Origin of the sequence: Tumebacillus amylolyticus, assembly GCF_016722965.1 — a bacterium.
Taxonomy (GTDB): domain Bacteria; phylum Bacillota; class Bacilli; order Tumebacillales; family Tumebacillaceae; genus Tumebacillus; species Tumebacillus amylolyticus.
In genome coordinates, this window is record NZ_JAEQNB010000002.1 from 326,054 (window position 1) to 350,374 (window position 24,321).

The window sequence follows — 24,321 nt, forward strand, 5'->3', positions numbered from 1 at the left end:
CACATGGCCAAGAAACACCGTCACCGCGAAAACGGCGTGACCAAAATGCACACGATCATCGGCGGCTACGAAGCTGTTCTGGACGACCTCGCGAAAATTCCCGGCGTGCAGTCTGTCATCACCGGGGTCATTTCGCCGAACAAGTCGGAGCACGAAGAGCTGACCTTCCAATACTTCACCGACAGCGGCCTCAAGTTGCTGGCCAAAACGACCGTGGCTGTCCAAGAAGTCTTTCTCGTCACCAAGGACAAACAGGGTGTCCTCGCCGAGCTTCGAGGACGTGGACACTTGAATGAAAGGGTGAAATCCACGATGAGCACCAACAAGAAAAAATCCGGCAAGAAGCCGGCCACCGGCGTGGCGGGCAATACCCCGCGTCACGACCAACGCTACAACCAAGGCGACCTGCCCAAGGACAAACCGACCACGCTCAAAGACCTCCTCTCCCCCGAACAACTCGCCAAACTGACAGAACAGTCCAATGAGTTGAAGGAGCAGGAAAAAACCGCCCAAGAAACCAAACGCAAAGCCGAACTCGACCGCCGTGAGAAAGAGAAAAAGGAATTGGAGAACAACTTCGAGTACCTTCTGAACAACACCAAGATGGACTGGAAGAACTACAAATAAGTAAGTCGAAAAGTGTCGATCATACTCACGTGATCGACACTTTTTTTATGTGAAGAATATCCTTCTCTCCCCTTGCTCATTCTATCATCGTTGAACGGAGGTGATAAACCCATGACTGTTTCTCAACAGGTAAAAACCACACTGGCTTCCTTGAAAGGCGCCCAAGCGAGCTTGGAAACATTCGCACTGGGCACGCAGAACCAAAAAGCCAAACAGATGTACACCCAAGCCGCACAGCAAACCCAATCGATCGTCAACACCATGCAGCAACGAGTCAACGAATTGGAAAAAGAAGAGCCGACCTACAAAGGCTTCTAATCATGTTTTTGGAAAAGGAGAGGTCTCTGCCTCTCCTTTTTTTGAGGAGGAATGGAGATGCCGGAATGGGTGACGATTGTCATTCGGTCCATGGTTTCGATCGTAGCCGTGTTTATTTTCACCAAAATGATCGGCAAACGCCAACTGTCGCAGATGACATTTTTCGAATATACAGTAGGGATTGCCATCGGGGACATGGCTGCGATCATCGCGGACGATGTCAACGGGCCGATGTACAAAGGCCTCCTCGCGATGTCGATCTACGCCCTCTTCCCGATCTTGCTCGGCTGGTTGGCTTTGAAGAGCAAGATCATCCGCAACTTTGTGGAAGGCAAAGGCCGCGTCTTGATCAAAAACGGCAAAGTCATGGAAGAAAACCTCAAAAAAGAACGCATCTCCACCGACGAACTGCTGGAGCAACTGCGCCTAAAAAGCGCGTTCAAAGTGGCCGATGTCGAGTTCGCGTTGATGGAGACCAACGGACAGGTCTCCGTGCTGCTCAAAGCCGAGAACCAACCGATCACTCCCAAGAAAATGAACTGGCAAGTCGCACCGGAGAAAGAACCGCAAGCGGTCATCATGGACGGCACCATCATGGACGAATCGCTCGCCACCTTGGGCATGAACCGCCGGTGGTTGAAAAGCGAATTGGACATGCAGGGCATCGCTTTGGAGAACGTATTTCTCGCGCAAGTCGATTCGAACGGCGAGATGTCTGTCGATCTCTACGACGACAAACTGCAAGTCCCCAGTCCCCAACCGCGCCCCTTGGTCTACGCAACGCTCAAAAAATGCCAAGCCGACTTCGAACTCTACGCGCTCTCCACCCAAAACGAGCAAGCCAAATTGCTCTATGAAACCGGCGCCCAACAACTGCAAGAAATCCTTGACGAACTCACCCCGTACCTCATGCGCTGAAAGGTGTGATCCCCTTTGGCAACAGCAAACAAGAAAAAACTCACCCTCGTCCAACAGCAATACCAACAACTGGCGAAGTCTCACGAACCGCCTCGCCCGCTCGCCAAAAACTTCGTCCGCGCGTTTTGGGTCGGCGGGTTGATATCGGTGCTCGGACAAGGGATTCAGATGTTTTTCATCCACTACTTCAACTTTACGCAAAAAACGGCCGGCAACCCGACCGTCGCCGTGCTGATCTTGCTCGCAACACTGCTGACAGGATTTGGTGTGTTCGACCGCATCGCCCAATGGGCCGGTGCAGGAACTTCCGTCCCCGTGACGGGTTTCGCGAACTCCATCGTATCAGCCGCGTTGGAGCACAAAAGCGAAGGCTATGTCCTCGGAGTCGGCGGGAACATGTTCAAACTGGCAGGCTCCGTCATCGTATTTGGCGTCGTGGCGGCATTTGTGATCGGCTTGCTCCGCACGATCATCGGAATGGGAGGGTAACATCGCATGCTCAAAGGACACCAAACGTGGGAGTTTGCAAGCAAACCTGTGATCTTGGCCTCGGCCGCCGTCGGCGGGCCCTTTGAAGCAAACGGGCCGCTCGCCAATGACTTTGACTTGTTGCACGGCGACATGCTGTTGCAACAAAAAAGCTGGGAGCAAGCTGAAAAAGTGCTTCTCGAAGAAGCCTGCGACAAAGCGTTGGAAAAAGCGGGCGTCCTCAAAGAACACGTAAACTTTTTCCTCGGCGGTGATCTGATGAACCAGATCATCTCTTCTTCGTTTGCCGCACGTTCCTTGGCAGCTCCCTACCTCGGGTTGTTCGGAGCCTGCTCGACCTCTATGGAAGGCTTGGCGTTGGCTTCATTGCTCGTCGACAAACAATCGGCCGACTACGCATTGGCGGCGACGTGCTCGCACAACGCATCCGCAGAGAAGCAGTTCCGCTATCCCACCGAGTACGGATCGCAAAAACCGCCGACCGCTCAATGGACGGTCACGGCAGGCGGTGCAGCGGTCGTTGCCCGAAACGACGGAACCCGCAATCGCGTGCATGTCACGTCGGCGACGATCGGCCGTGTCGTCGACATGGGTCTGACAGACCCCTTCAACATGGGAGCGGCGATGGCACCTGCTGCATTTGATACGATCGAGGCGCACTTTCGCGACCGTAAGTTGCCGTACGATACATATGACTTGATCGTGACCGGCGACCTCGGACGCGTCGGGCACAGTATTTTGTGCGACTTGTTCGAGAGGCACGGGATCACCATTCCCTTGCAGACCTATCAAGACGCCGGCATCATGATCTACGGCGACAACCCCGACGTTTGGTCCGGCGGAAGCGGATGCGGATGCTCGGCGGCCGTTACATACGGACATCTCTTGAACCGAATGCGACAAGGCGCATGGCAAAAAATCTTGGTCGTCGCCACGGGTGCGCTGCTCTCTCCGCTGTCGTTTCAACAAGGAGAAAGCATTCCTGGCGTCGCGCATGCCGTTTCGATTGAGATGTAGAAAAGGAGGATGTCCTCATGATGATTTTCGTTTGGGCCTTTTTGGTCGGGGGGGTCATCTGTCTGATCGGCCAATTTCTCATGGACGTAGGCAAACTCACCCCCGCGCACACGATGTCCACGCTGGTCGTCGTCGGAGCCGTGCTTGGGGGATTGAATCTGTATGAACCGCTGATTCAATTCGCCGGAGCCGGAGCCACGGTGCCGATTACCTCCTTCGGCAACGCACTGGTACAAGGGGCGATCGCCGAAGGGAAACTGCATGGCGTCGTCGGCGTGCTGACGGGGATCTTTGAAGTGACGAGCGCCGGAATCTCTGCGGCAATCGTGTTTGGATTTCTGGCATCGCTCGTCTTTCGGGCGCGCGGGTAGAAAAAAAGCTTCTGAATCCCCGCGGGGTCCAGAAGCTTTTTTTGTCTCAACGACTTTATAAAAACGTGTCCGTAACATTGTTGATCAGTGCGTACAGCGCGTAGAACGGAGCGATCGCAACAGCAGCGAAAGGCAGAACGATTCCCAATAGAAAACCACCGAGTTTCTTCATGGCTAAATCATCTCCTTCATATGAAATTGCAAGCTCAGACAAGTTCCTTCGATGCACGAAATTATCTGGTTTGAAACCCATTATACGCCTCTTGCGATATTTGTCAAACTTTTCAAAAAAGAGCCTGACTTCGCGGGATGCGGAGTCAGGCTCTTTTTTTATGCAAGGCGAGCGAACAGTGCATCGCGGAATTCCGCTTCCACGTCGGCGAGCTCACGGATTGTGGTTACCAACGCTTGAATCTGTTCGGAGAGAAGCACCGTATGCGCTTGGCCAAACAGTCGGGCTTGGCGTTTTTTGATCGAGGCAAGTTCCGGATCGCGGGTTTGGAAGTACGCGGTGTAGTCGAGGGCGCGCTTGGCTCCAAGGCTGAAGAGGTAGTGCGCGAGATGCCCGCGCATTTCCGGAGAGACTCCCTCTGTGGCGATCGTCTCCGCCAATGCGAGGATCGCGTCGCGGCCTTGTGGCACGCCGTTTTGGTCCGCGTAGGCAGAAGCGTCGTCATAAGTGGATTTGAAATAGCGCAGGGCTCCCTCGTAAGTCTCTTCCTCACTTGGCGTTTTCACACGCGCCGGTGCCATCCAGCATTGGTACGCCTCAGGACGGTAAGAGAAGCAATCTGTACGCCACGCCGGAATCAACTGCTGAAGCGTCAGTCCCACATGAGGAAACCCTGCCGGATCGTGGAGGTAGAGATACTCGTCGTCCATGTCGTACGCGAACACGTAATGGTCAGTGCCGAACAGCCCTTGCGCGTTCGGGTTGTAGCTGAGATAGCCCATGTCGAGCGGCCCGAGCACGACGGGGCCTTTTTTCAAATCGGCACGCAGTTCAGCGAGTACGGCGGACGGGTCGGCGTCGCGAGTTCGGACTTTCTCGGTGTAGGTGAAGCCGAGCATCTCCAACGCTTTGCCAATTCCCGTGTACGGCGCGCAGTCCCAGTTTCCGAAATACAGCATGGAGTATTCTTCAAGCCACAGCCCGCCAAGCCCCACGCCCGTGAGCACTTCGATCAGCGACGGCGAAACCTCCTCGCCGATGCTCTGCAACAACATCGCAGTTGAATCGGCGTAGCTGTACGCCCCGTTTCCTATGTAAGGAGTCATACTAGGCACGCAACCAATTCTCGAAAAAGTCGCGGTAGCCTTGCTTCATCACCGTCGCCGAGAATTTCTCGAACCCGTACTGACGGTTGTCCATCGAGAACTTCTGCGAGGACGCCACCGCCATGTTGACCAGTTCGAACCAGTTCTTCTCATTGCCCGCAAACGAATGCGTCGACGAGATGTGATCATAGCAAGGGTGCTCCGGCTTGACCACGATCTTGCCCATCGCCAACGCTTCTGTGAGCGGCATCGCGAACGTGTCGAACTTCGAGCAGCTCCAATACACTTTGGCCGAGTTCATCAGCGCGAAAATTTCATCTTGCGTCAGCGCGAATCGAAGTTTCACGTTGAGCGGGATGTCGTACTTTTTCATGCTCTCTTCGTAGCGGCGACCGCCGAAGACCATGTAGACTTCCTTGTCCGGGTTCTGTCTCGCGTACTCCAAGACGAGGTCGGGACGGCGGTTCTCTTCGTCACGTCCGATCCACAACACGCGGTTGTCCACGATCTGCGAAGGATCGAAGTGCCGTTCGGCGAGGTCTTCGTTGAACCCGATCGGGATGACGTTCACATCGGTGACGCCAAAATTGCGGTGAAGTTCACGTTTGAGGAACTCCGTCTGCACCACCGCCTTGTCCACAATCGAGTAGAACGGTTTCATCATCTCATAGCCGGTCAACGCCGGGTCCGGGAAACTGTGCGGGAACAACACGCTGTTTTTGACAAACATCTTGAGGAACGTGAAGCCGGACACCGTGTAGATGACATGCTCGATGTTCTGCGAATGAATCTGGTCGAGGATGATGTCGTAATTGACCAGATCGCCTTTCTCGTGTTCGAAGCCGGGCAGCCAGTCATAGCCGCTGACATTTCGCTCCGGAGACAGGAATACGATTTCCACGCCGAGTTCGCGGGAGATGTCCTTCAACCGATCTGCAAATACACGCGGGCCCTGTGCTTCTGTAAACTGGATCTTGCGCATCACCAAACCGACTTTTTTCATAGAGTCCCCTCTCTCTGCTTCCTTGCGCGTTTCGCCGCCGGACGAATCAAATACAAATGTCGGTCATAGAATCCCTGACGAGCCAAAAAGGTATGCAGCGGGTCTTCCACGAACATGCGCCACAGCACGCGGCGGGTGCCCTGTTCCGGGAAGATCACATACCGACGAATGATCTCCGTCCGATGGTCGGCCAGCCACAGCGACGTCGTGTCGCCGAAATCGCAGATTCGCTTGAACAGCACCGCTTGGCGACAGCGCGGGCACACCCCCGCTTGCCACAGCACGTCTTCAAACGCTCCCTCCGACACCGGAATCTCATCAAAATACGCACCCTTCGCTTCACAATGCGGGCACGTCACCCGATCTCCGTATCGCTCTTCATAGACCATCATCTGACGGACACTCCTCTCCTCATCAGCTCCGGCAAACAAATACAAAACCGCCTGAGCTCGGTCGAATTCCTTCGTCCCTTTGTGCCCAGGCGGTCCGGCTTATCTACATTCGCACTCCCTCGTGGTTGCTTCCACGTTTCCGCCAGTCATGCGAATTGACTCTTGCGTCTACATTAGGTATTTCCATTCTACCGCAGGGTTCGGCTGGGGTGCAAGACCCGCTTGGTTTTCATCTCGAACAGCCCTTGGGACGACAACCGCACTTCCGGCAAGTGAGCCGAAGAGAGGAACAACAACGTGTAGATCGGGTCGTAATGCGGATGACCCAGCTCTTTGAGCACAGCCAAGAGCTCTCTCGATGCTTTTACCAACTCTTCCACGGTCTGGTCGCCCATCGAACCGCCGATGATCAGCGGAAGTTCGTAGATCACGTTGTGGTTCTCGTCGACGATGACAATTCCCCCGCCGATTTCTTGGACGCGTTCCAACGCGGCGGCCATCGCTTTTTTATCACGACCCAGCACGAGATATTCGCGCGCGCCCGTGTAGCTCGACGCTAGCCCCGCAAGACTCGTTGCGAAGTGCTGAATGACGCCGTTGCACACCCACTCGGCTTCGCGTTGCAGAAGCGAGACATAGCAGAGGTCTTCCGAATTCTCCACCAGTCCCACGACACGCCCGCTTGCGTCTTTCTCCACGGGCATTTCTTCGCGGCGGGTAATCGCCGGATTGCTCAGGCGCATGACGGGGAACGTGTCTCCGTCCGTATAGACATCAAACCAGTTCGGCTGAATCGGCGATCCCAGTTTTTTCACAGGCGGCATGCCGATTTCGGCCCACGACGGGCCTTTCAAAGGCTCGACCAATTCACCGTCTCGCGCCACGATGCGGCCTTCGGCGATGACGAGCTCCGGCGTCGGATTCAGCAAATTCGACAGCACATTGATGTCGGCGATACGGCCCGGTGCCAAACCGCCGATCTCTGCATCGACTCCGTAATACGTCGCCGGGTTGATCGTGACGAGTTGATACGCCGTAATCGGATCCATGCCCAATTCAATGGCATGACGAATCAAAAAGTCGGTATAGCCGTTCTGCAGGTATTCCGGTGTCGGGCCGTCTGTCGTCATCATCACACGGCTCCAATTTTTCACTTGCGGGATCAGTTCGGGCAGAATCTGCGGAAAGTCCGGACGCAACGAAGAATGACGCAAAGTCGTCCACACTCCAAGTCGCAAACGGCGCAAGGCTTCCTCTGCGTTGATCGCTTCATGGTCGGCGGTGACCCCCGCCGCCGTCAACACGTTCAGCGTATCCCACGAAACGCCCGCTGCATGGCCTTCGACCCGCTTGTGCATCGCTCGGGCGGTCAGTGCGTTGTCGCGCATCTCTTCGTCGCCGTCGATCCATGATTTCCAGTCTGTCACTTCTCCGACTTGCCATACGTACGGGTTTTTCAACAGGCGCGAAACCGGGATGTGTCCGAACTTGTGTTTTTTCTCCGGCAGATGCGCCTGCGGGTCGAGTCGCAAGCCCCAGATCATCTTGATCGGCAACTGCGCCATCAGTTCAAAAAAGCGCCCGACCTGTGCAAATTCCATCCCCAGCACCAACATCAAGTTGTCGTTGACGCTGAGCGTCGTCCCCCGCGCGAGAATCGTCTCGGCATAGCGCATCGGGTTGTACAATTGGAACGGGTGCGCATGCGGTTCAATGTAGCCGGGCGACACCACTTTGCCTCTTGCGTCGATCACTTGCGCTTGCGTGCCTTCGTAGACGCGCGGTCCCAGATACGCGATGCGATTTCCCACGACCCACAGGTTGGCTTCCATCAACTCTCCGCTGTAGACGTTTAGGATCGTGCCGCCTTGGACGACCAAATCCGGCTCCGTTTGACCTTTGGCACAAGCCACCAGTCTGCCCCATTCTTGCTCCGTGATGCTGCGCACTGTATTTGCCGCCATGCCGAACCCTCCTACCTCGTTCAAACTCTATCTCTCAACAACTACGACAAAACGCCGTCGGCCTCCTCTGAGGGCAACGGCGTTTTTATGAACTTTATCGCAAAATTTGGGCTGTTAGGTAAAAAACAAGCGCATACGCCACGCCGATCGCCAGCCAAAGCCATGCTTGCGTCTTGCCGGAGCGGGCGTGATAGCGGTACGGCAACAGAGCGCCAAGCAAACCGGCTTCCACGACTGTAATCGCGGAGATCGTCGACGCGAGGCCCGATTGCGGGGTCCCGATGCTCTTCAGGACGGAGATTCCGAGGTAAAAAGCAAACATAATCGTCAAGATCACGCCTGCGAGGTAGATGACGAACATCGCCCCGCCTTGAAACGAAATCAAGTTGTCGTTTTGCAAAGCGCGTCTACGGATGACGGCAAACAAAATGACCGCCATCGCGGCCCCGAAAATCAACGTAAACAACAGCGGGCCCCAATGGGTCGCCGTCGCGACGACAGGTTGGTTCATAGGGTTCATGTCGTGCTCTCTCCTTTTGTATCGCGATCATCCGATTCAGACCACTTCCCGGCAAAACGCTCGACATATTGGCGGAACACCTGCTCCGTGATCGGGCCGAGATTCACTTTGTACATCCCAAGCGAAATCTCGAATCCGTCGCGGTTGTCCCGACTCTCAAACGAGGCATGCAACGTGCGGCCATCTTCGACTCTGTATGTAGTGTGATAAGACATGGGTTGATACGCTCCTCTCTCCCTTCTTACTATACTTCATTTGCGGGGAAAAGAAAAAATCATTCCCTTCGTTTTACGGTAGGCAAAGCTTGTCTAAAACACTATAATGTAGTGGAACCTCTCAATTGAAAAAAAATCACAAAACCATATCCACAGAAACGAGGTCAGACATGATCCTTCTTCCCACGCTGAACCCGCGCTTGGAACAACGCTTGATCGAACTGTACCAAGATCATCTCACCCGCGCAGCGGCGATCGACTGGAGCTACCACGAGTTTGTACCGTGGGGCCAGGGCCAATGCTTCAAAGAGAATCCTTGGTCGCTCGAACAGCGCAAACTGCCCCCGGCGATCTATACGGCGATTGAAACTGCCCTTTTGACCGAAATCAATCTGCCGTGGTTCACCACGTATCTGAGCTCGACGTTTATCGGCTCGCTGAACGTAATGAGGGAGTTTATCCATACTTGGGTAGCGGAGGAAGACCAACACAGCAACCTCTTGGAGAATTACCTGATCCTCACTCGCAATTCCAATCCGACCGAACTGCACCACCTGCGCAAAACCGTTGTGCAAGGCGGATTCGAATCGAACTTCACCACCCCGATCGAAGCGATCACCTACGCTTCGTTCCAAGAGCTTTCCACCTTGGTCTTCTACAACAATGTCGCCAAGGCCGCAGCGCCTTATGATCGCACGCTGAGCACCCTCCTGCGCCGTCTGGCGAAGGACGAGTCTCTGCACTATGCGTTCTACCGCGACGCTGTCAAAGCACATCTCGACTTGGAACCGAACTACATCCTCTACGTGCGCAACGTCCTGCTCGGCTTCTTCATGCCGGGTGAGCACATGCCGGACTTCGAAGACCGCATGAAGACCATCGCCCGTGAAGCCAGTTACGGTCCGCAGAATTACTACCAACAAGTCGTGCAAGTCTTGGTCGACTATTGGGACCTCGCGAACCTCAAACCGAGCGCTCCCGAAGCCGAATTGGCACGCCTTGAGATCCTCAAATACTGCAACCGCTTGGAGCGAATCGCCAAACGTTACGCATAAAAAAAACCGCTGGAAGCCCTGTGCTTCAGCGGTTTTTTATCTATATGATTACTGAGCCGCCGTGTCGGAAACGCCAAATGCGGCCGTGATCAATTTGTCGTTGTCGGCGGTGAGCTTCCACGAATTCCCCGACTTCTCCAAGTTCACCGTCACATCGGTGGTTTTCTTCGGCGTGTTCGGGTCTTTGATGGCTTTGCTCAGGGCGTCTTGCGCTTTTTTCTCCATCTCGGCTTGATCCGGAGTCTTGGTCGGGTCAGCCAATGCCGCGCTCATCGCTTCGCCCATCATGTCTTGCATCATCTTCGTCATCAGGTCGGTGAAATCGACCGCGTTGACTTTCACTTGGACGGTCGCTTTGTTGCCGTCCACTTTTTCTTCCCCGATTTCGTAGGTCATCGAGCCGAGCATGTCGGTGAGAACTTGTTGCGATTCCTTGGTTTCTTCGCTGTTGAACAGATCGGGATTGTCACCGGTGGTGAACTTCGCCGCTGCGTCGAGGTCTGCTTTTTGCAGCGTGGTCAGGAAGTCTTTGACGACGTCCTTCGGTGCCGTAGCGGCTGCTTCCTTGGTGGCCGTGGTGCCTCCGTTCGACGACGTGGTCGTCGAAGAACCGCCACACCCGATCATCATCGCACTGACGACCGCCAACAAACCGATTGCAATTGCTTTTTTCACTTTTAAACCCCCACCTCTCTATTTGCTTGAAGAATAACATACTTTTCCAATTGTCGCATCAGAAAGGACATGACAAAAAAAGCGCAGGAGGCTTCCCTCCCGCGCTTTTCCTTTGTTTTCTATGAAATTCAAGGGTGATCCGTTACTTTCGAACCATTTCAAATGTGTCCGTGACACGCACATAATCGTTCGCGGCGAGACGACCGATCGGTTGGAGACCTTGCACGTCGATCTTGCCGCCGGGTAGGTGGATGTCGTCGTCGACGTGAATCTGCACGACTTCCCCGATGATCAGAGCAGACGCGCCCGCTTCGTCACCGCCGACTTCGACGATCTGGTGCAGTTTGCATTCGAAATTGATTTTGGACTCGGCGACGCGCGGCGGTTTGACGACCGTGCTCGGAGCCGGCGTGAGACCTGACATGTCAAACTCCGAAACGTCCGGCGGGAACTCGGTTGCGGTGACGTTCATCGGTCCTGCGAACGATTCGCTGACGATGTTGACGACGAATTCCTTGGTGGCTTCGATGTTGCGCAGCGTGTCTTTTTTCGCTCCGTCTGTACCGCGACGCATGACGGAGATGCAAATCGTCAGCGGTTTGGCGGCAACGGCGGTGAAGAACGAAAACGGCGCGAGATTGAGCGTGCCTCCCTCGTCAACAGAGGAAACGAAAGCGATCGGGCGCGGAAGAATTGCGCCGTTGAGGTATTTGTAAGCGTCTCTCCACGGGAGGGACTGCGGATCGATTTGCATCGCGTGGTGCCTCCCTTAGCCCTGCGGGTTCCAGGACATCATGTACTTCGGATCTTCCACGTTCGCCGCTTGCTTTGCAATTTTGAGCGGGCGGAACGTATCGACCATGACGGCGAGTTCTTGCGTGTCTTTTTTTCCCAGCGAGGCTTCAATCGTGCCCGGATGCGGACCGTGCGGGATGCCCATCGGGTGCAGGGTGATCGAGCCTTCCTCAATCCCTTTGCGGCTCATGAAGTTGCCGTCCACGTAGTAGAGCACTTCGTCCGACTCGATGTTCGAATGGAAGTACGGCGCCGGAATCGACTCCGGATGGTAGTCATAGAGACGCGGTACAAACGAGCAGATGACGAAGTTGTGCGCTTGGAACGTCTGATGAACCGGCGGCGGCTGGTGCAGACGTCCGGTGATCGGCTCGAAGTCCTCGATGTTGAACGCATACGGGAACAGATAGCCGTCCCACCCAATGACATCGAGCGGATGGAAGTCAAAAAAGTACGCGGTCAACATGCCGCGAGCTTTGACACGGACTTCAAACTCGCCCTGCTCCGTGTGCGTTTCCAACGCGGACGGCGGACGAATGTCGCGCTCGCAGAACGGAGAGTGTTCGAGCAGTTGTCCAAATTCGTTGCGATAGCGCTTCGGCGTCTCGACGGCGCTTGCCGATTCGATGACGAGAAACTTCGACGGGAGTTCGGTGACGACACGGTATGTTGTTCCCATCGGGATGACGAGATAGTCGCCCTTGCGATACGGAATCGTGCCAAATACAGTCTCCAGCTTCCCTTCCCCATCGTGTACAAAAAGGACTTCGTCCTCTTCGCCGTTGCGATAGAAATACTTCATCGGCTCCATCGGTTGGCAGAGGCCGATGGTAACGTCGTCGTTGAAGAGGAGCGTGCGGCGTCCGTCAATCGGGTCGCCGCCTTTTTCCAAACGGGAGGTGAAAAAGTGGCGATGTGCCAGCGGGACTTGTGCTTCAGCTTCCAACACGATGTCGCGGACTTTCTCCACGCGCTTCACCTGCGTCGGCGGGTTGGAGTGGTAGAGCAGCGACGAGATGCCGGAAAAACCCTTGGTGCCCATCAGTTGTTCACGATACAGCGTACCGTCCGGTTTGCGGAACTGCGTATGGCGCTTGTGCGGAATCTCGCCAAGAGAATGGTAGAAAGGCATGGGACGATGCCTCCTTTTTTAGATGATGGAATTGCGGAGGATGCCGAGGCGTTCCACTTCGAGCTCGACGACATCTCCCGGTTCCAGCCAACGATGAACGTTGGTGGTCAATTCGAGGATGCAGCCGGTGCCGACGGTGCCCGTGCCGAGCACATCGCCCGGATAGAGCGTGACGCCGTCCGATGCGCGGGCGATCAATTCGCCAAGCGAGAAGTAGATGCCTTTGAAGTTGCCGCGCGAAAGTTCAAGGCCGTTGACGCGGGCGGTCATTTCCAGTGCCCAGCGATTCCCGTCGCGCACGTCTTCCAACTCGTCCAGCGTGAGCAAGTACGGGCCCATCGACGTGGCAAAGTCCTTGCCTTTGGCGGGGCCGAGTCCGACTTTGACTTCCTGCATCTGAATGTCGCGGGCACTCCAATCGTTCAGGACCATCAAACCGGCGACGTACTCGTGCGCATCTTCCGGTGCGATGTCACGGCCTTGCTTGCCGATGACGATGCCGATTTCCAGTTCATAGTCGAGCGCTTGGGTGTAGCGCGGACGCTCCACTTGAGCTTCCGGCCCGACGACAGCTTGGTGGTTGGAGAAGTAAAACACCGGGAAGTCGTACCATTCAGGGACCATGTCCGCCCCGCGATTGCCACGCGCGGTCTTGACATGCTCTTCAAACGCGTAGAAGTCTCGGAAGGAACGCGGATTTGGGAGCGGAGCGAGCAAGTTCGCTTTTTCAAGAGGTGTGGCAAAATCCTCTGCCGTCCACGTGGTTTCTTCTCGGAAAAACGCGGCCAATTCACGCGCGTCACAGCCCAATTCCAGAAAACGGAGAAGAGACGCGGGGTAGGAACGCTGCTCGAGGCAACGTCCCTTCTCCTGCGCCCATTGAAGTCCCCGTTCCAAGTCGGCGATGTGCCCGCCGATCAACAGACCGGCGCGGGCATCGCCTGCGGTATCGAGGTAGGTGACGTATTTCATTAGAGGGTTCCGCGCAGCTCTTGTTCTTTTTCAATCGCTTCAAACAGCGCTCGGAAGTTCCCTTTGCCAAAGGAAGTTGCGCCTTTGCGCTGGATGATTTCAAAGAAGAACGTCGGACGGTCCATGACCGGCTTGGAGAAGATCTGGAGCAAGTAGCCGTCTTCGTCACGGTCGACGAGGATGTTCAGTTCCTTGATTTTCTCGATTTCTTCGTCGATGCTGCCGACGCGTTCTTTCAGTTCTTCGTAGTAGGAGTCCGGTGCTTGGAGGAATTCCACGCCGTTGGCACGCAGTTTCGCCACGGTGTCGATGATGTCGTGCGTCATCAGCGCCATGTGCTGGGCACCCGGAGATTTATAGAAGTCGAGGTATTCCTCGATTTGCGATTTCTTCTTGCCTTGCGCCGGTTCGTTGAGCGGGAACTTGATGCGGCCGGTGCCGTTTTGCATGACTTTGGACATCAGAGCGGTGTATTCGGTGGAGATGTCCTTGTCATCGAAGGAGAGCAATTGAGAGAAGCCGAGGATGTTGGCATAGAAATTGACCCATTCGTCCATTTTGCCTTCTTCGACGTTGCCGACGATGTGGTCGCAAGCGACGAGACCTGCGTTGTTGACTTTCATGTTGCCTTTGTACGGCATGAAGCCCGGGAGGAAGATCCCGTTGTAGTCATCGCGTTCCACGAACGTATGCAAGGTTTCGCCGTAGGTGTAGATGGCAGCGGTTTTGACCGTGCCGTGCTCATCGGTGTGCGTTTGCGGAGCTACCGCAGAGACTGCACCGCGCTTGATCGCTTCGTTGTACGCAAGTTCTGCGTCGTCCACGCGCATTGCGATGTCCTTGACGCCGTCGCCGTGCAGTTTTACGTGTGCTGCAATGTCGGTGTTGTCATCCAACGTGCCCGTCAGGACGACGTGGATATCGCCGGAGACCATATAATAGGAAACGCGATCGCGGCTTCCGGTTTCCAAACCTTTGAATGCGACCGGGCGGAACCCGAACGCAGATGCAAAGTAGAACGCCGCTTGCTTGGCGTTGCCCACCCAGAATTCTACAAAATCAACGTGACGAATCGGCAAGAAATCGTATTGGTCTGCCATGTTTATGAACCTCCCCAAATTGTCAGAGAAACCGTTTTCAGATAGTTGTCAAAGTTAGAGTATCAACCGAATGGTTGGTCACGCAAGCATGCACGTTGCAACGAAAAGGTTTTCAAGCGTTAAAGCATCATAGTCTTCGGGTAGGATTTGCAAAGAGAGGTCATACTACGCCTAGACCCAATTTGAAAGGAGTGCATGTGGATGCCGGAAGTACGTTGTTCTGTTTCGAACTGCAGTTACTGGGCAGAAGGCGGTGCGTGTGCAGCGAACGCAATCCTCGTAGACATCGATGCTCACGCCAACCGCGATTTCCAAACCGAGTTCGGCAACGACCTCGGGGAGAACGTGCACGAAGATACGGCAGCCAACAGCCGTTGCACCATGTGCCATACTTTCAAAGCGAAAGAGTAGTGAGGGTTTATGGAGAGAGCAACCACTTTTGGTTGCTCTTTTCGTTTTGAAAAGGATACACTGGGGAGTAAGAATACAGATTCGGAGTTGATCGCATGAAGATCGAGTGGATGAAACTCGAAAATTTTCATGGTTTTCGGGAAAAAGAGATCACGTTCCACCCCCAGTTTACCGTGCTCGTTGGAGACAATGCCTCCGGGAAGACGGCGGTTCTTGAAGGGGTTTCGGTGGCGATTGGGGAGTATGCAAATCAACTCATACAAAACTACAATGATAAGAGAGAGATAGAGCTGGAAGAAGTACGCTTACAAAAATATCAGCATGATGAAATACCGACCCTTGAGCCGCAGTTTCCTGTTTACGTGAAATACGGATTCAAGATCCATGACAGACACATCGATTCACTTCTGATTAAAGAAAAGGCCTACGGTCATGCTAAAACTTTCATCGATAAAATGGATCTGTATCTTGCAGCAAACGAACTCTTAGCCAAAGTTAGTACGGGCGAACAGATCGAAATTCCTATTTTCTCCTTTTTTAAAACGTCACGGCTTTGGAGTCAAGAGGAGTCCACGAGCAAGGATCATCACTCACCCGGTTCCAGATTCGAAGGCTACCGCAATTACCTGAACCCGAACGCCAACGAATCTTATTTCACAAAGTGGTTCATTCAGATGTCGATTGCCGAAATCAGAAGACGTGAACCACTTAAGGTGCTTGAATCCGTCCGTAGAGCCATTGTCAGTTGTATGTGCAAACTTGGCGTTCAAAAAATCGACTACGATCCACTGCGTAATGAAATCCAAGTCTTTCTTGAGAACGGCGAACAGATTCCCTTCCGTCTCCTCAGCGACGGTTATCGCAACACGATGGGCCTCGTCGCAGACATCGCACATCGCATGGCAGTTCTAAATCCTTTTTTAGAAGACCATCTCCAAACTCCGGGCATCGTCCTCATCGACGAACTAGACTTGCACTTACATCCAAAATGGCAACGCCACATCGTAGAGGACTTGAAAACTACGTTCCCCAACGTTCAATTTATTGTAACCACCCACTCCCCTTTTGTTGTGCAATCCTTGGAAGAAGGGGAACTTCGAGTGCTCGACGAGGACATCGTAGTCAAAGACGTCCCCCCTTCCACCTACGTCAACAAAAGCGTCGAAGACGTCAGCGAACATGTCATGGGCGTTGATCTCCCTCAACGGAGTGAAAAACTACAAGAGTTATACGAGTCTACCAAGCATTACTACCTCTTACTAGACCGCCTGAACGACACGCAAGAACCCGAACTGCGTGAACAACTTAATGCCGAAATCTCAAAAACCAAACATAGAATCGACGAACTTGATTCCCTTTTCAGTGACAACGTCGCATTTCACGCCATTCTAGAGCTGGAACGTTTACGGTTGCTTAGAGGAGCAAACAATGAGACCGATTGAAAAAGGTAGTCACCCCAAGGATGATTCCAACCAAGACGTTCTTTTTCAGAAGTACCAACAAGCACACCCAGAACTTATCTCCCGACTCGGTGAGTTCTGCTCCTACTGCGAAATGCGGCTGGAGGCTGGTCTTGCTGTCGAGCATGTTCAACCCAAAACGTTATATCCCCAATTGGCCCTGCACTGGGACAATTTCTTATTAGCCTGCCCTCATTGCAACCCGACAAAAGGACACAAAGACGTACAACTGGCGGACTACGTTTGGCCAGATTTGGATGACACGCACATGATCTTCGCCTATCTTGAAGATGGTCGAGTGAAAGCCGTCGATTCTCCCTATCACGCCAGAGCCACCAATTTGATCAACCTCGTCGGACTCAACAAAAACCCCACGCCCTCGGAAAGCAATGACCGAAGGCTACATAACCGTAGGCTCAATTTTGAGTTAGCGAAACGCTATCGGGACTCATTTGCCTCCCGCCCTACTGACGACCTGCACGTGGATTTGCTCGTAACAGCAGCTCAAAAGAGCGGCTACTGGTCCATCTGGTACACGGTCTTCCGTGACTACCCGGAAATTATCCGCCGCTTCAACGAATCCTTCCCAGGCACCAGTCCGCATTGCTTCGAAACCGATACCTACCAAGCTAAATCACGACACAACAGACCCTAGCACCACACGGAGGCACGCCATGTCAAACCAACCATCCCCGACCCGTCGCTGGGTCGAACACACCATAACCGACGCGGAAGTCGGCAGATCGGTCGAGGAAGTTCTCATCGGCACCCTCTCCATCTCCCGTCGCATGATCCAAAAACTCACGCGCAGCAAAGGCATTCTGCTCAACGACAAGCCCGCTTTTCTCAGCAAAAAAGTCCGCGTGGGCGACGTCCTCCGAGCGGCGTTGTCTTTCACGGAGGAAACGGGTCTTGAAGCGGTCAAGATGCAGCTTCACATCGTGTTCGAAGATGCCGACCTGATCATTTTGAACAAACCGCCGTTCCTGCTCGTTCACCCGACTTCCCCGCAGCAGACCGGCACGCTTTCCCACGGCCTCGCTTATCATTTTCAAGAGCAAGGTCTGTCCACCAAGATTCGCCCCGTCCACCGAATCGACCGCGACACTTCCGGACTGCTCGTCGTCGCGAAAACGGCATTCGCCCACCAGCACCTCGACCGCCAATTGCGCGACCGAGAACTAAAGCGCGAATACCTCGCCTTCGTGGACGGCACGTTCTCTGAAGACAGCGGCGTCATCGACGCCCCCATCGGCAAAAACAAAAACGATCCCAACCTGCGCGCCGTCCGCCCGAACGCAGGTGAATTCGCGCTGACTCGGTACAAAGTCGTCGAACGCTACGACGATGCCACCCTCGTCCACCTCGAACTCGAAACGGGCCGCACCCACCAAATTCGCGTACACATGGCCCATCTCGGACACCCGTTGCTCGGCGACCGCCAGTACGGAAGCGCCGGCCTGACGCTGTTGAAACGCCAAGGTCTGCACGCCTCCCGCCTGTCGCTCACGCATCCGACAACAGGTGAAGCCATGACGTTCGAAGCCCCGCTTCCCTTAGACTTAGCCTCTCTGCAGGCCCATTTGAAAGAAGGAACACAGGCATGAAAAAAAAGCAACGCCTCCTGCTCCAAAACCTCCTCACCTTCGTCTCCTTTCTCGTCGCCGTCTCCGGCACGGTGATCTGGTGGCGATTTAAATCAGCCGGGACCCCCGCTCCGCTCTGGTTGCTCGGCGTCATCGGGTACGGCTGGACCTTCCTCGCCCTGCTCGGCATGAACCGAATCGGCAAGTTCTACTCCCGCAAACGCCGCTACTAAAAAAAGGCAAGGCCCCGAAGAGGTGCCTTGCTTTTTTTTCATGCATCAGCGGTAGATCTTGCCTCCTGATTGGAGAAACTCTTCCGATTTCTCTCTCAGACCCAGTTGAACTTCGGCAGATTCGCGAATGTCATGCGAGATGCGCATCGAGCAGAACTTCGGCCCGCACATCGAGCAGAAATGCGCAGTCTTGGCAGGTTCCGCGGGCAACGTCTCGTCGTGGAACTCGCGTGCGCGCTCAGGATCGAGCGAGAGGTTAAACTGGTCGTGCCATCGGAATTCAAAGCGGGCTTTCGACAGCGCATCGTCCCGATACTGAGCGGAGGGATGTCCCTTGGCCAGATCGGCGGCGTGGGCGGCGATTTTGTACGCAATGACACCGTCGCGGACGTCTTGTTTGTTCGGGAGCCCGAGATGTTCCTTGGGCGTGACATAGCAGAGCATCGCCGTTCCGTACCAGCCGATCATCGCCGCACCGATCGCAGACGTAATATGGTCGTACCCCGGTGCGATGTCGGTCGTCAACGGACCCAGCGTGTAGAACGGTGCTTCGTGACAGATCTCCATCTGGAGGTCGACGTTTTCCTTGATTTTGTGCATCGGCACGTGGCCCGGCCCTTCGATCATGACCTGCACGTCGTACTCCCACGCGATCTTGGTCAGTTCGCCCAACGTCTGCAGCTCGGCAAATTGCGCCTCATCGTTGGCATCCGCGATACTCCCCGGACGCAATCCGTCCCCCAGCGAAAACGCAATGTCATAGCGGGCGCAGATCTCGCAAATCTCGCGGAAGTGCGTGTAGAGGAAGTTCTCCTCATGATGCGCCAGACACCACGCCGCCAGGATCGAACCTCCGCGGGACACGATGCCTGTCACACGGTTCACCGTCAGCGGAATGTAGCGCAAAAGCACGCCCGCATGAATGGTAAAATAGTCGACGCCCTGCTCCGCCTGTTCGATCAACGTATCCCGGTAGACTTCCCAGCTCAGATTTTCGACGATGCCGTTCACTTTTTCAAGAGCTTGGTAGATCGGCACGGTGCCCACGGGAACCGGCGAGTTGCGGAGAATCCATTCGCGCGTGGTGTGGATGTCCTTGCCTGTAGACAGGTCCATGATCGTATCTGCACCCCAGCGGATTGCCCACGTCATTTTTTCCACCTCTTCGGAAATGGACGACGTCACGGCGGAGTTGCCGATGTTGGCGTTGATCTTGGTGTGAAAATGACGACCGATGATCATCGGTTCGCTTTCCTGATGGTTCACGCAGTTCGGGAGAATGGCACGTCCGCTTGCAATCTCCGATCGCACAAACTCCGGGCTCAACCCTTCACGGATGGCGACGAACTCCATCTCCGGTGTGATCATCCCCTGCTTGGCGTAGTGCATTTGCGTCACGATCCGGCCGGGCTTCGCTCGAAGCGGTCGAACCTTCTGCCCGGAAAAAGCCTCGTACTCCTCGACATCGCCCCGCTCAAGAATCCATCGACGACGCAACGCGTCCAACCCTTGCTCGATATCCGTCTCCACTTGCGAATCCGTGTACGGCCCGCTCGTGTCGTACACGCGGATCGGAGCGTTGTCACCGCTTTGCTCGATCTCGCGCATTGGCACACGCACATCGGCGCGCGACCCTTCGACGTAGACCTTGCGGCTGTTGGGGAACTTCTGAATTTCGGTGGACATGAAACATACCTCCCAGTCTGAGGATCTGCTCAACTTCATGCCTTCCCGGAGGACAATAAAAAAACGCAAAGGGAGGTCCCTTCGCGTTCTACACACGTGCGATCCCTCCGCTGGAATTACCCAGATCAGGTTAAACGGTCGATGGTAGACTTCCCATCCTCTCAGCCTGGTTCAACCAAGCTCCCGTGTCTCTGAAGTTGTCTTTGTCAATGTATCTTAAAATGAAAAAAACCGCAAGACTTTTGTCCGCGGTTTTGTTTTTTACTCGTGCATGTTCATGTTCATGTGGCCTTGTGCATCATGAGCGGCCATGTTGCCACCGCAACCGGTGAACGTCAAGGAGACGACGACCAGCAGACCTACCATCATCAATTGGCGCAGTTTCATAGTTCCGAAACACCTCCATGTCCTTATTGTATCACGAAAGCGGAGGTTTCCATGCCAACAGCGCCAAAAAATCTTGAGCCGCTCTTGGCAATTCCTTGTTGCGCGGCGTGATGATATACGTGCTTACCCTTGGCAAACGCAGATCAGGCGTCGGCAATTCCACCAGCCGCCCCTCTCGCAGATCCTCCTCAATCGCCATGCGCGGCAAAAACGACACCCCTAAACCCTCGATGATTAATTTGCGCGTGATATGCGTCTGGTTGACCGGCATCGGGCGGATCGGCGCTTGTGTTTCATGCAGTTGATGCAGAATCTGCTCCCAATACTCGGGATGATTCTCTGTCAAAAGCGGATGATCCAACAGCACCTCGCGATAATCGGTACGCGCAGGGTCAATCGAACGCGGTGCCACCAACACGACTTCGCCTTCGGTAAAAATGCTGGTCTCCGTATCCGGATGCTGGGACGGCAACAAGCCGATGCCCACATGGGAACGCCCGGCTGCAATGCCCGGCCCGACAGAAGGGGAACGCGTCGTGTAGATTCGAACTTCTACATTTGGATGCACCGTGGCAAATTGCTTCCACAGCGGCGGCAAGAGATGCTCGGCACAAACGGGAGAAAGCAAGAGATCGAGCCGGTCGTCATACCCTGCCTTCCAACGAGCCAAGTCTGACAAAGCCTCGTCATGCGCTTGCAAGATTCGTTGGGCATGCAGACGAAAACGTTCACCGGCAGCGGTCAAGCGAACTTTGCGCCCCGATCGCTCGAACAGCGGATAGCCCACCTGCTCCTCCAATTGACGGATGTGAACCGAGACGGTCGGCTGAGCCAGAAACAACCGTTCTGCCGTGCGATGGAAGTTCAATTCTTTCGCCATCATCTCAAACGTGCGGAGCAGTTTGACATCCATGCTCTCACCCCCTGTGTTATTTTCTCGAAACCAAGAACACGCTCATGAGGATCAAGAGCATCCCCACGAAGACCTGCCCCGTAATCGCTTCCGCCAAGAACAGAGCCCCCCAGATCGTGCCAAACACCGGAACGATAAACGTCACCGTCAACGCCTTGACCGGTCCGACACTTTTCATCAACCCGAAATACAACAAGTACCCGATCGCCGTGCAAAAAACGGCCAGAACCAAGACCGACCAGACCACATCCATCGACGGAAACTCACTTGGCAGCACGAACAACGAAACCGGCAACAAGACCAGCGCAGCCGCCAACTGCTGCCCGATCGCCATGTCCATCGAAGTCTCTCCCTTGAACGCTCGGGACGAGAAAACGCCCGCGACGGCGTAGAGCAACGCAGCCAGCAAAGAACAGACCACCGACCAGAGAATGGACTCTCCGCTGTTCTGCGGGTCCCAACCGACGAGCACCACAACGCCGAAGATACCGAAGAAGATGCCGAGCAGTTTTTTGAACGTGAACGGTTCCTTCAACCATCCCCACGCCACAACCGCTGTAAAAAGCGGCGTCGTTGCGTTCAAGATCGCCGCCAGAGAAGCAGACAGATGCAACTCCGCCGTCGCGATGAAGCAAAACGGCAACGCGGCGTTCAACGTGCCGAGCAACAAGTATTTTTTCCACAGGTGAAGAATCCGGATCTTGTGCTTGAGCACCGCTGCAAACCCGAGCAACGTAATCCCCGCCAACAACACGCGAAGTTCAATCAAGACCACCGGCCCCAGAGCCGGAGCTCCCACGCGCATGAACAAAAACGAAGAGCCCCACATGGCGGCTAGTGAAAACAGCATGAGATAATCTTTCGGTTTCACAAAAATCCCTCCCGGAAATACGCTCTAGTACAGTTATAGAGGATTTTTGCGCGCCTTGCTTTGGTATTCTTGGGTTCTCATCCCGAACAAGGTCCACAGATCCAATGATGTTTTACCTCTATTTCGATTATAAACGATTAAGAAACGTAATCGAAGCCCCTAAAAACCTCTATTTCCCCTTTCGAAATTGTGTCGATATACTGAAGATAGAAGAAAGGGGATGGAAACTATGGCAGATACTCTCGTTTCCCTCGGTCTGGAAAATGTAGTGGTAGCAGAGACCGATCTCAGCCTTGTAGACGGGCAGAACGGTCATCTCGTATATCGTAACAATTGGGCGCGCGACCTCGCGATCCATCATACGTTCGAAGAAGTTGCACATCTGTTGTGGTACGGGCACCTCCCGAATGCGGAGGAATTGAAAGCGCTTGTAGACGCTCTGGCGGCTCAACGTGAACTGCCGGCTTACATTCAAGCTTTGATCGATTCGATTCCGGCGGATGTGGAGATGATGTCGGTGTTGCGTACGGCCGTTTCGGCTGTACACGTTTCGGGCGAAGCATTCCCGCCGACACTTGCTCAAATACTTGAATTGACGGCGAAATTGCCGACGATCATCGCACATCGATACGCTCGTTTGAACGGTCGTGAACCGATTGCACCGCGTGCCGATCTGAATCATACGGCCAACTACCTGTACATGCTCAAAGGAGAAGTACCGTCTGCGGCGCATGTTCGTGCTCTGGATGCGTACTTGATTTTGACGCAAGAACACGGTCTGAACGCTTCGACGTTTGCAGCACGAGTTGTTGCCTCTACGCAATCCGACTTGGTTTCGTCGATCACGGCGGCGATCGGTGCCTTGAAAGGCCCGCGTCACGGCGGAGCTCCGTCGGAAGTCACGGAGATGATTGAAGCGATTGGAACCAAGGAAAATGCAGAGCCGTGGATGCGCAAACGTCTGGAGAGCGGCAATGTCCTGATGGGCTTTGGGCATCGCGTATACCGCACCCGCGATCCGCGTGCAACGGCACTGAGCGTGGTGGCACAGGAATTGGCCAAGGACGATCCGTGGTTTGACCTCGCTCTTCATGTGGAGAACACTGGGTTGAAGTTGTTGCAAGAATTCAAGCCGGGCCGTCAGTTGAACGTGAACGTGGAGTTCTATGCGGCGATTGTGATGCGATCGATTGGATTGCCGGATTCGCTGTTTACGCCGACCTTCGCCGTGTCCCGCACAGTCGGTTGGAGCGCGCACATCCTCGAAGCGGCGCAGATGCGCATCATTCGTCCGCAATCCACTTATACCGGGATCATGCCGGACTAACAAATTGTCAGAACCAGCAAGAGCGAAAGTGCTTGCTGGTTCATTTTTTTATGTTGCAAGGAGCTCTTGACCCTTAACAGAAATCCAAGCTAGGATATGATTATCCTATTGGAGAAGGGACGTCCCAAACTCATGACAGATTCCCAAAAAATCGACCTCCTCGTCACCGCCGTCACAGGCATGCAACATCAAATCACAGGCATACAACATCAAATGACAGGCATGCAACAACAAATCGACAGCCTCCAAGACGAAATGCGCACCGAATTCGCCAACGTCCGTTCGGAGATGCGTACCGAATTCGCCAACGTCCGCTCAGAAATGCGAGCCATGCACGACAAACTAGACAGCAAGATCGACTCAGTCAAACACGAACTGGACAGCAAGATCGACTCCGTCAAACACGAACTGCAAGAGGAGATCTTCCTCAATCGCCAGGCGATTTTTGAGTTGAACGAGCACGTCAGGGAACGTGACACCCACAAAGGCCTCGACATCGAACAACTCAAACAAGCCCACGAAGACTTCCGCCGCCGTTTCGCTCACTTGTACAAGCAGCAACGCCCGCCCTTCACAGAGTAACCCCCACCCATCGCCAAAAAAAAG

The 24,321-nt window shown here is 54.5% G+C and carries 29 protein-coding genes and 2 riboswitches; of the genes, 14 read left to right on the forward strand and 15 right to left on the reverse strand.

Features of this window, described 5'->3' with window-relative positions; genetic code table 11:
- Positions 1–3: 3 nt before the first annotated feature.
- The 6 genes from JJB07_RS24385 to spoVAE all read left to right on the forward strand — a co-directional run bounded on the left by JJB07_RS24385 (position 4) and on the right by spoVAE (position 3,740).
- The gene (locus JJB07_RS24385; protein ID WP_201633627.1) at positions 4–627 is read left to right on the forward strand and encodes a DUF3886 domain-containing protein; all 624 of its coding nucleotides are present in this window, start codon (positions 4–6) and stop codon (positions 625–627) included.
- 111 nt (positions 628–738) lie between these two features.
- Positions 739–945, forward strand: coding sequence for a DUF1657 domain-containing protein (locus tag JJB07_RS08525; protein ID WP_201633630.1), 207 nt, complete (start codon positions 739–741; stop codon positions 943–945).
- 57 nt (positions 946–1,002) lie between these two features.
- On the forward strand, positions 1,003–1,863 hold the full coding sequence (locus JJB07_RS08530; RefSeq protein ID WP_201633633.1) for a DUF421 domain-containing protein: 861 nt from the start codon (positions 1,003–1,005) through the stop codon (positions 1,861–1,863).
- 15 nt (positions 1,864–1,878) lie between these two features.
- Positions 1,879–2,352, forward strand: a complete 474-nt coding sequence (gene spoVAC, locus JJB07_RS08535; RefSeq protein WP_201633636.1) for a stage V sporulation protein AC — start codon at positions 1,879–1,881, stop codon at positions 2,350–2,352.
- A 6-nt stretch (positions 2,353–2,358) separates the two neighbouring features.
- Positions 2,359–3,369: a stage V sporulation protein AD gene (gene spoVAD, locus JJB07_RS08540; RefSeq protein ID WP_201633639.1), complete on the forward strand. Its 1,011-nt coding sequence runs from the start codon at positions 2,359–2,361 to the stop codon at positions 3,367–3,369.
- A 20-nt stretch (positions 3,370–3,389) separates the two neighbouring features.
- Complete coding sequence (gene spoVAE / locus JJB07_RS08545; RefSeq protein ID WP_201634497.1) at positions 3,390–3,740, forward strand: stage V sporulation protein AE; 351 nt, start codon at positions 3,390–3,392, stop codon at positions 3,738–3,740.
- A gap of 330 nt (positions 3,741–4,070) precedes the next feature.
- Here spoVAE and JJB07_RS08550 read toward each other — a convergent pair whose 3' ends face one another.
- From JJB07_RS08550 to JJB07_RS08575, 6 genes are all read right to left on the reverse strand, one after another.
- Positions 4,071–5,018: a cysteine peptidase family C39 domain-containing protein gene (locus JJB07_RS08550; protein ID WP_201634500.1), complete on the reverse strand. Its 948-nt coding sequence runs from the start codon at positions 5,016–5,018 to the stop codon at positions 4,071–4,073.
- A 1-nt stretch (position 5,019) separates the two neighbouring features.
- Entirely contained in the window at positions 5,020–6,021 is a 1,002-nt protein-coding gene (locus tag JJB07_RS08555) for a glycosyltransferase (protein WP_201633642.1), read from the reverse strand.
- Positions 6,018–6,413, reverse strand: a complete 396-nt coding sequence (locus JJB07_RS08560; protein ID WP_201633645.1) for a hypothetical protein — start codon at positions 6,411–6,413, stop codon at positions 6,018–6,020. The genes JJB07_RS08555 and JJB07_RS08560 overlap by 4 nt, the downstream gene beginning before the upstream one ends.
- 76 nt (positions 6,414–6,489) lie before the next feature.
- Positions 6,490–6,573: riboswitch (ZMP/ZTP riboswitch) on the reverse strand.
- A gap of 28 nt (positions 6,574–6,601) precedes the next feature.
- Positions 6,602–8,377, reverse strand: a complete 1,776-nt coding sequence (locus tag JJB07_RS08565) for an adenine deaminase C-terminal domain-containing protein (RefSeq protein WP_201633647.1) — start codon at positions 8,375–8,377, stop codon at positions 6,602–6,604.
- A 94-nt stretch (positions 8,378–8,471) separates the two neighbouring features.
- Positions 8,472–8,897 carry a hypothetical protein gene (locus JJB07_RS08570; RefSeq protein ID WP_201633650.1) on the reverse strand — a complete coding sequence of 142 codons (426 nt, stop codon included), beginning with the start codon at positions 8,895–8,897 and terminating at the stop codon, positions 8,472–8,474.
- Positions 8,894–9,112 carry a hypothetical protein gene (locus JJB07_RS08575; protein WP_201633653.1) on the reverse strand — a complete coding sequence of 73 codons (219 nt, stop codon included), beginning with the start codon at positions 9,110–9,112 and terminating at the stop codon, positions 8,894–8,896. The genes JJB07_RS08570 and JJB07_RS08575 overlap by 4 nt, the downstream gene beginning before the upstream one ends.
- Before the next feature lie 173 nt (positions 9,113–9,285).
- Here JJB07_RS08575 and JJB07_RS08580 point away from each other — a divergent pair, with 173 nt between their 5' ends.
- Positions 9,286–10,167 carry an acyl-ACP desaturase gene (locus tag JJB07_RS08580; RefSeq protein WP_201634503.1) on the forward strand — a complete coding sequence of 294 codons (882 nt, stop codon included), beginning with the start codon at positions 9,286–9,288 and terminating at the stop codon, positions 10,165–10,167.
- A 48-nt stretch (positions 10,168–10,215) separates the two neighbouring features.
- Here JJB07_RS08580 and JJB07_RS24390 read toward each other — a convergent pair whose 3' ends face one another.
- The 5 genes from JJB07_RS24390 to hppD all read right to left on the reverse strand — a co-directional run bounded on the left by JJB07_RS24390 (position 10,216) and on the right by hppD (position 14,841).
- Positions 10,216–10,842: a DUF5105 domain-containing protein gene (locus JJB07_RS24390; RefSeq protein ID WP_201633656.1), complete on the reverse strand. Its 627-nt coding sequence runs from the start codon at positions 10,840–10,842 to the stop codon at positions 10,216–10,218.
- Between the two features lie 142 nt (positions 10,843–10,984).
- The gene (locus JJB07_RS08590) at positions 10,985–11,596 is read right to left on the reverse strand and encodes a flavin reductase family protein (protein ID WP_201633659.1); all 612 of its coding nucleotides are present in this window, start codon (positions 11,594–11,596) and stop codon (positions 10,985–10,987) included.
- Between the two features lie 15 nt (positions 11,597–11,611).
- Complete coding sequence (locus tag JJB07_RS08595; protein WP_201633662.1) at positions 11,612–12,769, reverse strand: homogentisate 1,2-dioxygenase; 1,158 nt, start codon at positions 12,767–12,769, stop codon at positions 11,612–11,614.
- Positions 12,770–12,787: 18 nt separating this feature from the next.
- Positions 12,788–13,741 carry a fumarylacetoacetate hydrolase family protein gene (locus JJB07_RS08600; RefSeq protein WP_201633664.1) on the reverse strand — a complete coding sequence of 318 codons (954 nt, stop codon included), beginning with the start codon at positions 13,739–13,741 and terminating at the stop codon, positions 12,788–12,790.
- Positions 13,741–14,841: a 4-hydroxyphenylpyruvate dioxygenase gene (gene hppD, locus JJB07_RS08605; protein WP_201633667.1), complete on the reverse strand. Its 1,101-nt coding sequence runs from the start codon at positions 14,839–14,841 to the stop codon at positions 13,741–13,743. The genes JJB07_RS08600 and hppD overlap by 1 nt, the downstream gene beginning before the upstream one ends.
- A gap of 201 nt (positions 14,842–15,042) precedes the next feature.
- Here hppD and JJB07_RS08610 point away from each other — a divergent pair, with 201 nt between their 5' ends.
- The 5 genes from JJB07_RS08610 to JJB07_RS08630 all read left to right on the forward strand — a co-directional run bounded on the left by JJB07_RS08610 (position 15,043) and on the right by JJB07_RS08630 (position 18,531).
- On the forward strand, positions 15,043–15,252 hold the full coding sequence (locus JJB07_RS08610; RefSeq protein ID WP_201633670.1) for a DUF1540 domain-containing protein: 210 nt from the start codon (positions 15,043–15,045) through the stop codon (positions 15,250–15,252).
- A 95-nt stretch (positions 15,253–15,347) separates the two neighbouring features.
- Complete coding sequence (locus JJB07_RS08615) at positions 15,348–16,694, forward strand: AAA family ATPase (RefSeq protein WP_201633672.1); 1,347 nt, start codon at positions 15,348–15,350, stop codon at positions 16,692–16,694.
- A complete protein-coding gene (locus tag JJB07_RS08620) occupies positions 16,681–17,367 on the forward strand; it encodes an HNH endonuclease (RefSeq protein ID WP_201633676.1) in 687 nt (228 codons plus the stop codon). Before JJB07_RS08615 ends, JJB07_RS08620 begins: the two co-directional genes overlap by 14 nt.
- A gap of 19 nt (positions 17,368–17,386) precedes the next feature.
- Entirely contained in the window at positions 17,387–18,319 is a 933-nt protein-coding gene (locus tag JJB07_RS08625) for an RluA family pseudouridine synthase (RefSeq protein ID WP_201633707.1), read from the forward strand.
- A complete protein-coding gene (locus JJB07_RS08630) occupies positions 18,316–18,531 on the forward strand; it encodes a hypothetical protein (RefSeq protein WP_201633710.1) in 216 nt (71 codons plus the stop codon). Before JJB07_RS08625 ends, JJB07_RS08630 begins: the two co-directional genes overlap by 4 nt.
- Before the next feature lie 45 nt (positions 18,532–18,576).
- On the opposite strand, the gene thiC is transcribed toward JJB07_RS08630, so the two are convergent.
- From thiC to JJB07_RS08645, 4 genes are all read right to left on the reverse strand, one after another.
- Complete coding sequence (thiC, locus tag JJB07_RS08635) at positions 18,577–20,217, reverse strand: phosphomethylpyrimidine synthase ThiC (protein ID WP_201633712.1); 1,641 nt, start codon at positions 20,215–20,217, stop codon at positions 18,577–18,579.
- An 84-nt stretch (positions 20,218–20,301) separates the two neighbouring features.
- Positions 20,302–20,414, reverse strand: a riboswitch (TPP riboswitch).
- A 64-nt stretch (positions 20,415–20,478) separates the two neighbouring features.
- A complete protein-coding gene (locus JJB07_RS24205) occupies positions 20,479–20,604 on the reverse strand; it encodes a hypothetical protein (protein ID WP_283809087.1) in 126 nt (41 codons plus the stop codon).
- A 31-nt stretch (positions 20,605–20,635) separates the two neighbouring features.
- Complete coding sequence (locus JJB07_RS08640) at positions 20,636–21,517, reverse strand: LysR family transcriptional regulator (protein ID WP_201633715.1); 882 nt, start codon at positions 21,515–21,517, stop codon at positions 20,636–20,638.
- Between the two features lie 16 nt (positions 21,518–21,533).
- Entirely contained in the window at positions 21,534–22,388 is an 855-nt protein-coding gene (locus JJB07_RS08645; protein ID WP_347338327.1) for a DMT family transporter, read from the reverse strand.
- A 229-nt stretch (positions 22,389–22,617) separates the two neighbouring features.
- On the opposite strand from JJB07_RS08645, the gene JJB07_RS08650 reads away from it, so the two are divergent.
- Positions 22,618–23,715 (forward strand): citrate synthase/methylcitrate synthase, encoded by a 1,098-nt coding sequence (locus JJB07_RS08650; protein ID WP_201633718.1) that lies wholly within the window; start codon positions 22,618–22,620, stop codon positions 23,713–23,715.
- A gap of 132 nt (positions 23,716–23,847) precedes the next feature.
- A complete protein-coding gene (locus JJB07_RS08655) occupies positions 23,848–24,297 on the forward strand; it encodes a coiled-coil domain-containing protein (RefSeq protein ID WP_201633721.1) in 450 nt (149 codons plus the stop codon).
- Positions 24,298–24,321: the final 24 nt, after the last annotated feature.

What these genes read in the sequence shown, in the direction of transcription:
- JJB07_RS24385 (WP_201633627.1), top strand. Translation starts at nt 4, where the DNA reads ATGGCCAAGAAACACCGTCACCGCGAAAACGGCGTGACCAAAATGCAC.
- JJB07_RS08525 (WP_201633630.1), top strand. Translation starts at nt 739, where the DNA reads ATGACTGTTTCTCAACAGGTAAAAACCACACTGGCTTCCTTGAAAGGC.
- JJB07_RS08530 (WP_201633633.1), top strand. Translation starts at nt 1,003, where the DNA reads ATGCCGGAATGGGTGACGATTGTCATTCGGTCCATGGTTTCGATCGTA.
- spoVAD (WP_201633639.1), top strand. Translation starts at nt 2,359, where the DNA reads ATGCTCAAAGGACACCAAACGTGGGAGTTTGCAAGCAAACCTGTGATC.
- spoVAE (WP_201634497.1), top strand. Translation starts at nt 3,390, where the DNA reads ATGATTTTCGTTTGGGCCTTTTTGGTCGGGGGGGTCATCTGTCTGATC.
- JJB07_RS08550 (WP_201634500.1), bottom strand. Translation starts at nt 5,018, where the DNA reads ATGACTCCTTACATAGGAAACGGGGCGTACAGCTACGCCGATTCAACT.
- JJB07_RS08555 (WP_201633642.1), bottom strand. Translation starts at nt 6,021, where the DNA reads ATGAAAAAAGTCGGTTTGGTGATGCGCAAGATCCAGTTTACAGAAGCA.
- JJB07_RS08560 (WP_201633645.1), bottom strand. Translation starts at nt 6,413, where the DNA reads ATGATGGTCTATGAAGAGCGATACGGAGATCGGGTGACGTGCCCGCAT.
- JJB07_RS08565 (WP_201633647.1), bottom strand. Translation starts at nt 8,377, where the DNA reads ATGGCGGCAAATACAGTGCGCAGCATCACGGAGCAAGAATGGGGCAGA.
- JJB07_RS08570 (WP_201633650.1), bottom strand. Translation starts at nt 8,897, where the DNA reads ATGAACCCTATGAACCAACCTGTCGTCGCGACGGCGACCCATTGGGGC.
- JJB07_RS08575 (WP_201633653.1), bottom strand. Translation starts at nt 9,112, where the DNA reads ATGTCTTATCACACTACATACAGAGTCGAAGATGGCCGCACGTTGCAT.
- JJB07_RS08590 (WP_201633659.1), bottom strand. Translation starts at nt 11,596, where the DNA reads ATGCAAATCGATCCGCAGTCCCTCCCGTGGAGAGACGCTTACAAATAC.
- JJB07_RS08595 (WP_201633662.1), bottom strand. Translation starts at nt 12,769, where the DNA reads ATGCCTTTCTACCATTCTCTTGGCGAGATTCCGCACAAGCGCCATACG.
- JJB07_RS08600 (WP_201633664.1), bottom strand. Translation starts at nt 13,741, where the DNA reads ATGAAATACGTCACCTACCTCGATACCGCAGGCGATGCCCGCGCCGGT.
- hppD (WP_201633667.1), bottom strand. Translation starts at nt 14,841, where the DNA reads ATGGCAGACCAATACGATTTCTTGCCGATTCGTCACGTTGATTTTGTA.
- JJB07_RS08610 (WP_201633670.1), top strand. Translation starts at nt 15,043, where the DNA reads ATGCCGGAAGTACGTTGTTCTGTTTCGAACTGCAGTTACTGGGCAGAA.
- JJB07_RS08615 (WP_201633672.1), top strand. Translation starts at nt 15,348, where the DNA reads ATGAAGATCGAGTGGATGAAACTCGAAAATTTTCATGGTTTTCGGGAA.
- JJB07_RS08620 (WP_201633676.1), top strand. Translation starts at nt 16,681, where the DNA reads ATGAGACCGATTGAAAAAGGTAGTCACCCCAAGGATGATTCCAACCAA.
- JJB07_RS08625 (WP_201633707.1), top strand. Translation starts at nt 17,387, where the DNA reads ATGTCAAACCAACCATCCCCGACCCGTCGCTGGGTCGAACACACCATA.
- JJB07_RS08630 (WP_201633710.1), top strand. Translation starts at nt 18,316, where the DNA reads ATGAAAAAAAAGCAACGCCTCCTGCTCCAAAACCTCCTCACCTTCGTC.
- thiC (WP_201633712.1), bottom strand. Translation starts at nt 20,217, where the DNA reads ATGTCCACCGAAATTCAGAAGTTCCCCAACAGCCGCAAGGTCTACGTC.
- JJB07_RS24205 (WP_283809087.1), bottom strand. Translation starts at nt 20,604, where the DNA reads ATGAAACTGCGCCAATTGATGATGGTAGGTCTGCTGGTCGTCGTCTCC.
- JJB07_RS08640 (WP_201633715.1), bottom strand. Translation starts at nt 21,517, where the DNA reads ATGGATGTCAAACTGCTCCGCACGTTTGAGATGATGGCGAAAGAATTG.
- JJB07_RS08650 (WP_201633718.1), top strand. Translation starts at nt 22,618, where the DNA reads ATGGCAGATACTCTCGTTTCCCTCGGTCTGGAAAATGTAGTGGTAGCA.
- JJB07_RS08655 (WP_201633721.1), top strand. Translation starts at nt 23,848, where the DNA reads ATGACAGATTCCCAAAAAATCGACCTCCTCGTCACCGCCGTCACAGGC.